The organism is Mesorhizobium tamadayense (genome assembly GCF_003863365.1).
Classification (GTDB): Bacteria; Pseudomonadota; Alphaproteobacteria; order Rhizobiales; family Rhizobiaceae; genus Mesorhizobium; species Mesorhizobium tamadayense.
In genome coordinates, this window is record NZ_RQXT01000107.1 from 1 (window position 1) to 6,878 (window position 6,878).

6 protein-coding genes are annotated in these 6,878 nt (G+C 65.6%); 4 read left to right on the forward strand and 2 right to left on the reverse strand.

Going from position 1 to position 6,878, the window contains the following annotated elements; all coding sequences use genetic code 11:
- Positions 1-107 precede the first annotated feature (107 nt).
- Genes EH240_RS36260 through EH240_RS36270 form a run of 3 tightly spaced genes read left to right on the forward strand, consistent with a single transcriptional unit; the run spans position 108 to position 3,671 of the window.
- Positions 108-1,760, forward strand: coding sequence for a Mu transposase C-terminal domain-containing protein (locus EH240_RS36260; RefSeq protein WP_125007144.1), 1,653 nt, complete (start codon positions 108-110; stop codon positions 1,758-1,760).
- A gap of 1 nt (position 1,761) precedes the next feature.
- A complete protein-coding gene (locus EH240_RS36265; RefSeq protein ID WP_125007145.1) occupies positions 1,762-2,640 on the forward strand; it encodes a TniB family NTP-binding protein in 879 nt (292 codons plus the stop codon).
- Positions 2,637-3,671: a TniQ family protein gene (locus EH240_RS36270; RefSeq protein ID WP_125007146.1), complete on the forward strand. Its 1,035-nt coding sequence runs from the start codon at positions 2,637-2,639 to the stop codon at positions 3,669-3,671. The genes EH240_RS36265 and EH240_RS36270 overlap by 4 nt, the downstream gene beginning before the upstream one ends.
- A gap of 24 nt (positions 3,672-3,695) precedes the next feature.
- Here the strand turns inward: EH240_RS36270 and scpB are convergent, their stop codons facing one another.
- Positions 3,696-4,394, reverse strand: a complete 699-nt coding sequence (scpB, locus tag EH240_RS36275) for an SMC-Scp complex subunit ScpB (protein ID WP_125007147.1) — start codon at positions 4,392-4,394, stop codon at positions 3,696-3,698.
- Between the two features lie 5 nt (positions 4,395-4,399).
- On the reverse strand, positions 4,400-5,353 hold the full coding sequence (locus EH240_RS36280; RefSeq protein ID WP_125007148.1) for a DUF1403 family protein: 954 nt from the start codon (positions 5,351-5,353) through the stop codon (positions 4,400-4,402).
- Positions 5,354-5,479: 126 nt separating this feature from the next.
- Between EH240_RS36280 and EH240_RS36285 the strand changes: the two genes are divergently transcribed.
- Positions 5,480-6,604 (forward strand): tyrosine-type recombinase/integrase, encoded by a 1,125-nt coding sequence (locus EH240_RS36285; protein WP_125007149.1) that lies wholly within the window; start codon positions 5,480-5,482, stop codon positions 6,602-6,604.
- Positions 6,605-6,878 lie beyond the last annotated feature (274 nt).

A 6,878-nucleotide genomic window follows, 5' to 3' on the forward strand; every position in this document is an offset into this window, starting at 1 on the left:
TGTCGCTTTCACTTCCCGATTTCAATCGCGCAATAGTCATGTGCTTGTTAGGTTTTGGCGCTACGACGGTGATGATTTTTCGCTAACGATTTCACTGACCGCTCGTTTTGCCGAACCGATTGCACAGCCTGAAACCGGCGCCTGCAGCGTCACATTCCGAAGAAGCATGGTCGACGGCGCGCCGGGTTGCGCGCGAGCTCGACAGGATTTTGGACGGCTCGGGTTCCCGACGGGCTGCGATCGTTCGGGCCGCAGCCGAACTGCGCCTTTCGACACGGCAGGTCTACAATCTGCTCACACGCTACCGTGTCGATCGGACCGTGACGTCGCTCTTGCCGGACCGGGATCGGACACGGAAGAAGCGACTTCAGCAGGACATCGAGAAGATCATCGCGACGACCCTACGAGAGCAGTGGCTGGTGCTGGAGTCTCCGCCCCTCGCTCCGGTCGTGGCCGAGATCCGCGCCCGCTGCGAGGAGGCCGGTCTGGCTCCTCCATCCTACCTCACGGTCGCTCGCCGAATACCAGCATTGTTTGGCGCCGAGGAAATCGCAAAGAAGCGATCTGCGAACCCGAAACATCTCTATCGGCTCAAGGCCCGGCCTGGATACATCCACGCGGCGTACCCTCTGGATGTCTGCCAGATCGATCACACGCCGACCGACATCAATTTCGTCGAGGTTGTCGAGGGCGGCGGGACGTTCGTCGGCAGGGCCTACCTGACGCTCGTCACCGACGTGGCGACGCGCTGTATTCTCGGGTTCTGCCTCACGCTCGAAAAGCCGTCGGCGCTGTCGGTCGCATTGTGCCTGGCGCAGGCGATGTGTCCGAAGGAGGAATGGCTGGCTGCGCGCGGTATCGAACATGGGTGGCCGATGTTCGGTCGACCGCGATCGCTAGTCACCGACTCCGCCAAGGAGTTCAAGGGCAATGCCTTCCAGCGCGGGTGCGAGGACTACGGCATCCGCATCCGCTACCGAGATCGCGGCCGGGTCCATCACGGCGGCGTGGTCGAAAGGCTGCTGGGGAAGCTCAACGGGGTTCTTGCAACGCAGCCCGGCTCAACGGGCCGGTCCGTGGCGAACCGCGACCAATATCCCGCAGAGCGGCGCGCGCGTCTCAGCTTCGCCGATCTTGAGCGATGCGTCGTGCTCGCGGTGATCGACCACAACCTGCAGCAAAACGCGAGGACCCTGAAGGTGCCGGCGTCAGAATGGAACCGGCAGGCGCACGACCTTGCGCGTTTCGACGATGATGCCATGCGGGTACTGCTGGCATTCATGCCCGGAACGGAGCGCCGCATCTCACCGCAGGGCGTCAGCATGTTCGCGCTCGACTATTACTCACCGTGGCTGGGCGAGCTTGTTCCGCAGCGAGATCGGCTGGGCAAGCTCGAGCTTCGATACGATCCTCGCGACATCAGCCATGTCTATGCCCGCGATCCCGAAACCAGGGAGTTTCGATCCGTGGAACGGCGCGACGGCATGCTTGCTCCGATGACGTTGTGGGAGCACGAGGCCGACCGCCGGCAGCGACGCGCCGCGAACGCGCGCACGGATGTCGAGAAGGTAACGCTGCGCCGGCGGATCGCGGAGATTAGCGGCGGATCGACGCCGTCGAAGGCCGAGCTGCGCAATGCCGTGCGCAAATCCCACGCCGCTGACGCGCCCAAGCCCTACGACGCGATGCGGCCGGAGCCGCCGGCGCCCGCCGATCATCCCTCTCGCCCGAAGCGCCGCCTGCCGGTGGAGGATTGGTGAGATGACGAGTCATCTTCTCGATCACGTTCGTCCTCACCTCGACCGCAGCACGGAAGAGCGGATCACCTACATTCAGGCGCCGCGATGGATTGGACATCAGGTGGCGGTCACGGCGCATGAACGCCTTGCCGAACTTCTGTCGCGGCCGCCATCGTTGCGGACCCGAGGACTGATGCTCGTCGGCCCCTATGCCAACGGCAAGACGATGATCGCCGAGCGGTTCGCCGTCGGGCATCTGAGAACAGCCGAGCAGCAGCGGGTATGGGTGGTGCAGACGCGCGAGGGGGCCGGTCTCGCCCATTTCTACGGGAGCATCCTGCAGACCTTGCGCGCGCCGACGGGCAGCAGCCGGAACGTCGGCCGCAAAGCCGAACAGGTCGATCATCTGCTCGACAGGCTGAAGCCCAGAATGCTGATCTTCGATGAGTTCCACAATGCGCTGCGCGGCCGTGCCCGCGACGTCGAGGCCGTGCTTGCCTTCCTGCGGAGGATCGGCCGCCAGTTCGACATCTCTCCGGTTCTGATCGGTGAGGTCACCGTCTATGACTTCGTCAACCAGACCGCTGAAATGGCGACCAGGTTCGACCTACACGCCGTGCCGCGATGGCAATATGGCGAGGAGTTTCTTGCGCTGCTCGACAGCCTGGAGAGCGCCTTGCCGCTTGTCCGTGCGTCCGATCTCTCGGATGAACCCTTGGCGCGAAGGATATTCCAGCTCTCCGAGGGACTGATCGGCGAGATCGTAGCGATCATCTCCGCAGCGGCCTCAGCCGCAGTGAGGTCCGGCGAGGAGCGGATTACGAAATCGGGCATCGAGGCGCTGCGCTACGTCCCGGTTTCGAAGCGGCGTCGGGCGCCGGTGCGCGAGGATTTGCTGTGACAGCGAATGCAGCACGGGCGGCCTTCGCGATCGAGATCCGCGAGCGATACGGCGACGTCGCCGGGAATCGGTGGCCGGTTTCCGTCGACCCGCTTCCGGACGAGCTGGTGTCGAGCTGGCTCCATCGTCTCGCGCTCGCGAACGGCATCGCGCCGCGGTCGTTCGCCGGCGTCCTGGGCCTCAGTGAGAGGATGTGGTCGCCGCGTCTCGACACTCGACTGCCGCGCCACGTCGCCACGTTTCTCTGTCATCAGACCGGCCGGGCGACCGAGGAGATCTCGGCGATGACGATGAGCGGGTACGCCATGGCCCCGCTCCTGCTGCCACTGCGCGATAGCGCGCACCGGAACCGTTCGACCTGGATGCAATACTGCCCGCTTTGCCTTGCAGCGGACGAGGCGCCGTATTTCCGCCGGCAGTGGCGGCTGGCGTTGCGTGCGTCGTGTTTCGCGCATGGCTGTGGCCTTCGCGATCGCTGCCCCGCCTGCCGAGCCCCCATCGCGACCTTCGACCAGGGCGAGGTTGTCGCGCAGCACTTCTGTGCGCGATGCGGGTTCGACCTGCGCGCTGCTCCCAAGACCGCGGTGAAGGCGTCCGCGCGCCGACTGGAACGTGCGATCGCGGATATATGCCGGGTGGAATCGGGAACGGGTTCGGCGGCAACCAGCGATGTTGTCTCGCGCGTGCTGTGCGCACCGGCCTTCGTCGATATCGGCTCCACGGGCACTCTTAGGAATCTCTCGACGGCCGCGCGCATTCGCTGCTTCGAGTTGCTCGCCGCAAAATCTCTCGACTGGCTTGTGACTGACAAAGACGCCGCGACCGCGCATCGGCGTCGGATGATCCTTGCGGCGGGCGGCCACGATGAACTGATCGCCCGCTTCGCCGACTTCCTCGACAAGCACCAGACGCGGCCGAGATCCATGCGCCAAACCCTGCCCTGTGCCGGGCTTGCCGACGTGCTGACGGCCTATCTGCGCGTGGCCGGCGATCGGCGTCACCGCGATCTTGGAGTTCCACAGCCCCAATGATTGGTGGCGCCCCAGCCGCGGGTGCTATTCGTCTATGACGGCGCCGGCGCCAGGGTCGTCCCCATCGGTGAACCTTGGCAGGATGTCGCCGGCCAGCAGCTTTTCCTTGCTGAGCAGGCCCGCATCTTCAAGTGCCTCGAAGTCAGGCAGATCGCGCAGGGTGCCGAGCCCGAACTCCAGCAGGAATGCCTGCGTGGTGACGTAGGTGTACGGCGCGCCCGGCTGCGGCGCGCGCGGGCCGGATGCGATGAACCCGAAGGAGCGCAGATTGCCGATCAAGTCGCGGCTGATCTCCTTGCCGAAGAAGCTGGACAGTTCTGCCCGGGTAATCGGCTGGAAGTAGGCGATGCACATCAACACCGGCAATTCGGACTGCGTGAGGTCGACCGATCGTTCGCTTGCGCCGACGGCCGTGCGGATGGCGTCGGCATAGGCTGGTCGGGTCAGGTGCTTCCAGCCGCCGGCGACGGCGACCAGATCGTAGGGGCGACCGCGCAACTCCTCGCGGATGTCGTCGATCAAAAGGTCGATGCTGCAGGTCTTGCCGACGATCCGCGCCAACGTCTCGCGGCCGACCGGTTCGCTGGCCGCGAAAATCGTTGCCTCGACGCGATGCATCCATTCCCGCCATCGCGCCTCCGGCGGCAAGTGATCCAGCTCCCGATCAAACAGACCGTCGCCTGGTCGGCCCGTCGCTCGTCTCGCGCGCGCTGCTTCCGCCATCGACCTCAGATCCCGTAGATCCGAAAGGTCGTGCGGCCGCTGAGCTCGCGGACCGCGCCGAGCTCGACCAGACGATCGAACAGCCGCCGGCTGGCCCAGCGTGACAGGTTCTTGCTGGTCACCGTTCCCGACACAGCATCATCGCCGATCAGCCGGTCAACGACGTCGCCGGCCGCCTTGGATCGCAGCTTCGGCACCACCGCCCGAAGCCGTTCGGCCCGCGCCGCCATGTCCGCCGCCAGCCGGCAGGCCTCGGCCGCTCCGAGGGCCGCGGCGATGAAGGCGGCCCGCTCAAACGCATCGCTGCCCGGCTGGGCGCGCCGGCCCTCCGACCCCGAACGCAGCAGCGGCATGTGGATCTGGGTGGCAAGGATCGGCACGGCGTGGCGCCAGCCCATGCGCCAGGACAGCGCACAATCGGCCAGCCACCAGGCCAGGATTTCGGCCTTCGGGTCTTCCCGCATGACGGTCGCTGCGATGCGCGCCGTAATCACGGGGGCGGGCGCGCCGCTGCGCACCTCATCGCGCGTGACGTCGATCAGATCGCCGAAACCGTCCGACCAGCCGACGCCGAGCAGGGTGGCGACCGCCTGCAGATCGCCGGTAGCAGGGGGCAGCGTGCGGCCGGCCAGCCGGCGCCACGCGGCAAGCACATTGCCGGCAGGCCCCGGCTCGTCGCCAGACTGACGCACCAACCAAGCGTCTCGCAACGCCGCTTCATCCTCGGAGCGGCCGATCAGCTTTATGCAGGCGGCCGCGGCTCTCAGCGCCAGGCGGTGCCGCCACGCGCCGCTCCATTCGGGTTCGGCCTGCACGAGATTGTCGAGCGTATTCAAGGCGCTGCCGGCTATGAAGGCGCCTTCCACCGGGTCCCCGGAACGGGCGCGCGGCGTCGCCCACGCCGGCACGCGCGGCACCGGGAAGCAGACTTGCGATGCGGGTGCGGGCTGCCGACTCATCTCCGGCAGCGTAAACGGGTTGTGCGGTTTTGACCAGTTGTTCGCTGTTTTCCGCACAGCTTGTCGACATTGTTTTATGTCCGGTAAGCTTCCATTACCGGACATATTCCGGTAGGCTCGCAAATCATGGAAAATCCCCCGCCCAAAGCCGCCAAAAACGATCTCCCGGCCGGGGATCCGCTCGCCGGCGACCCTCTCGAGGGCGAGTTGCCCGATATCGTCGATCTCGTCCTGGAGATGGGCCAGCCCGCACCCCGCGTCCCGGCGCACGTCGAGGATCTGGTCGAGACCGCCCGGGAGTATGCCGACAACGCCAGCTCGGAGAGCACGCGCGACGCCTACGCCAAGGACTGGAAGCATTTTTCGTCCTGGTGCCGGCGCAACGGCTTCGATCCCCTGCCCCCGGATTCGAAGGTGATCGGGCTTTATATCAGCGCCTGCGCCGCCGGCGGCGCGAAGCTCGGCGCCCCGGCTCTTTCCGTTTCGACGATCGAGCGCCGGCTCTCCGGCCTCGCCTGGAATTTTACCCAGCGCGGCCTAGTCATGGACCGGGCCGACCGCCACATCCGCACCGTGCTCGCCGGCATCCGCCGCAAGCACACAAAACCGCCGCGCGTGAAGGAAGCCGTCCTCGGCGACGATCTCGTCGCGATGCTCGCCACACTCGGTCACGATCTCAGGGGGCTCCGCGACCGCGCCATTCTCCTACTCGGCTTCGCCGGCGGCCTGCGCCGTTCCGAGATCGTCGGCCTCGACGTCACGCGGGACGATGACAGCGATGGCGCCGGCTGGATCGAGATCCTTCCGGGCAAGGGCGTGCTGGTGACGCTGCGCGGCAAGGGCGATCGCTGGCGCGAGGTCGAGGTCGGCCGCGGCTCCAGCGACCACACCTGCCCCGTCGTCGCGCTCGAGACCTGGATCAGGTACGGCCGCATTGCGCGAGGCCCCCTCTTCCGCCGCATCTTCAAGGACAACAAGACCGTCGACGTCGAGCGGCTTTCCGACAAGCACGTCGCCCGCCTGGTCAAGCAGACGGTGTTGGCCGCCGGGGTCCGTTCCGATCTTCCGGAAGAAGAGCGGGTGCTGCTGTTCGCCGGCCATTCTTTGCGCGCAGGCCTTGCCTCGTCGGCCGAGATCGAGGAGCGCTATGTGCAGAAGCAACTCGGCCATGCCTCGGCCGAGATGACCCGCAAATATCAGCGCCGGCGTGATCGGTTCCGGACCAACCTCACCAAAGCGTCAGGGCTCTGAAAAGTCCCCTCCCCTCCCCCGATTGGAGCCGAAGTGGCTCAGTCGGGAAGTGCAGGAATTTCACCTTAGCGCTTCAATTGAAATCGGGAAGTAAAACCGACAGTGGCGCGAGCGACGGGTCCGATCAGGAGCTCCGGGGGAAGGTTTGCCAGCACGTAAGCCATTGATTTCATGTTAGCTGATTCGCGTTAGTCAAACTAACTGGCATTTAAGTTGACTTGCACAGGATTTTGGTCGGCGCAGCTTTCCCTATCGATAATGACCGCTTATCGAT

Excerpts from the sequence above, each read along its gene's own strand:
- EH240_RS36265 (WP_125007145.1), top strand. The coding sequence starts at position 1,762 with ATGACGAGTCATCTTCTCGATCACGTTCGTCCTCACCTCGACCGCAGC.
- scpB (WP_125007147.1), bottom strand. The coding sequence starts at position 4,394 with ATGGCGGAAGCAGCGCGCGCGAGACGAGCGACGGGCCGACCAGGCGAC.
- EH240_RS36280 (WP_125007148.1), bottom strand. The coding sequence starts at position 5,353 with ATGAGTCGGCAGCCCGCACCCGCATCGCAAGTCTGCTTCCCGGTGCCG.
- EH240_RS36285 (WP_125007149.1), top strand. The coding sequence starts at position 5,480 with ATGGAAAATCCCCCGCCCAAAGCCGCCAAAAACGATCTCCCGGCCGGG.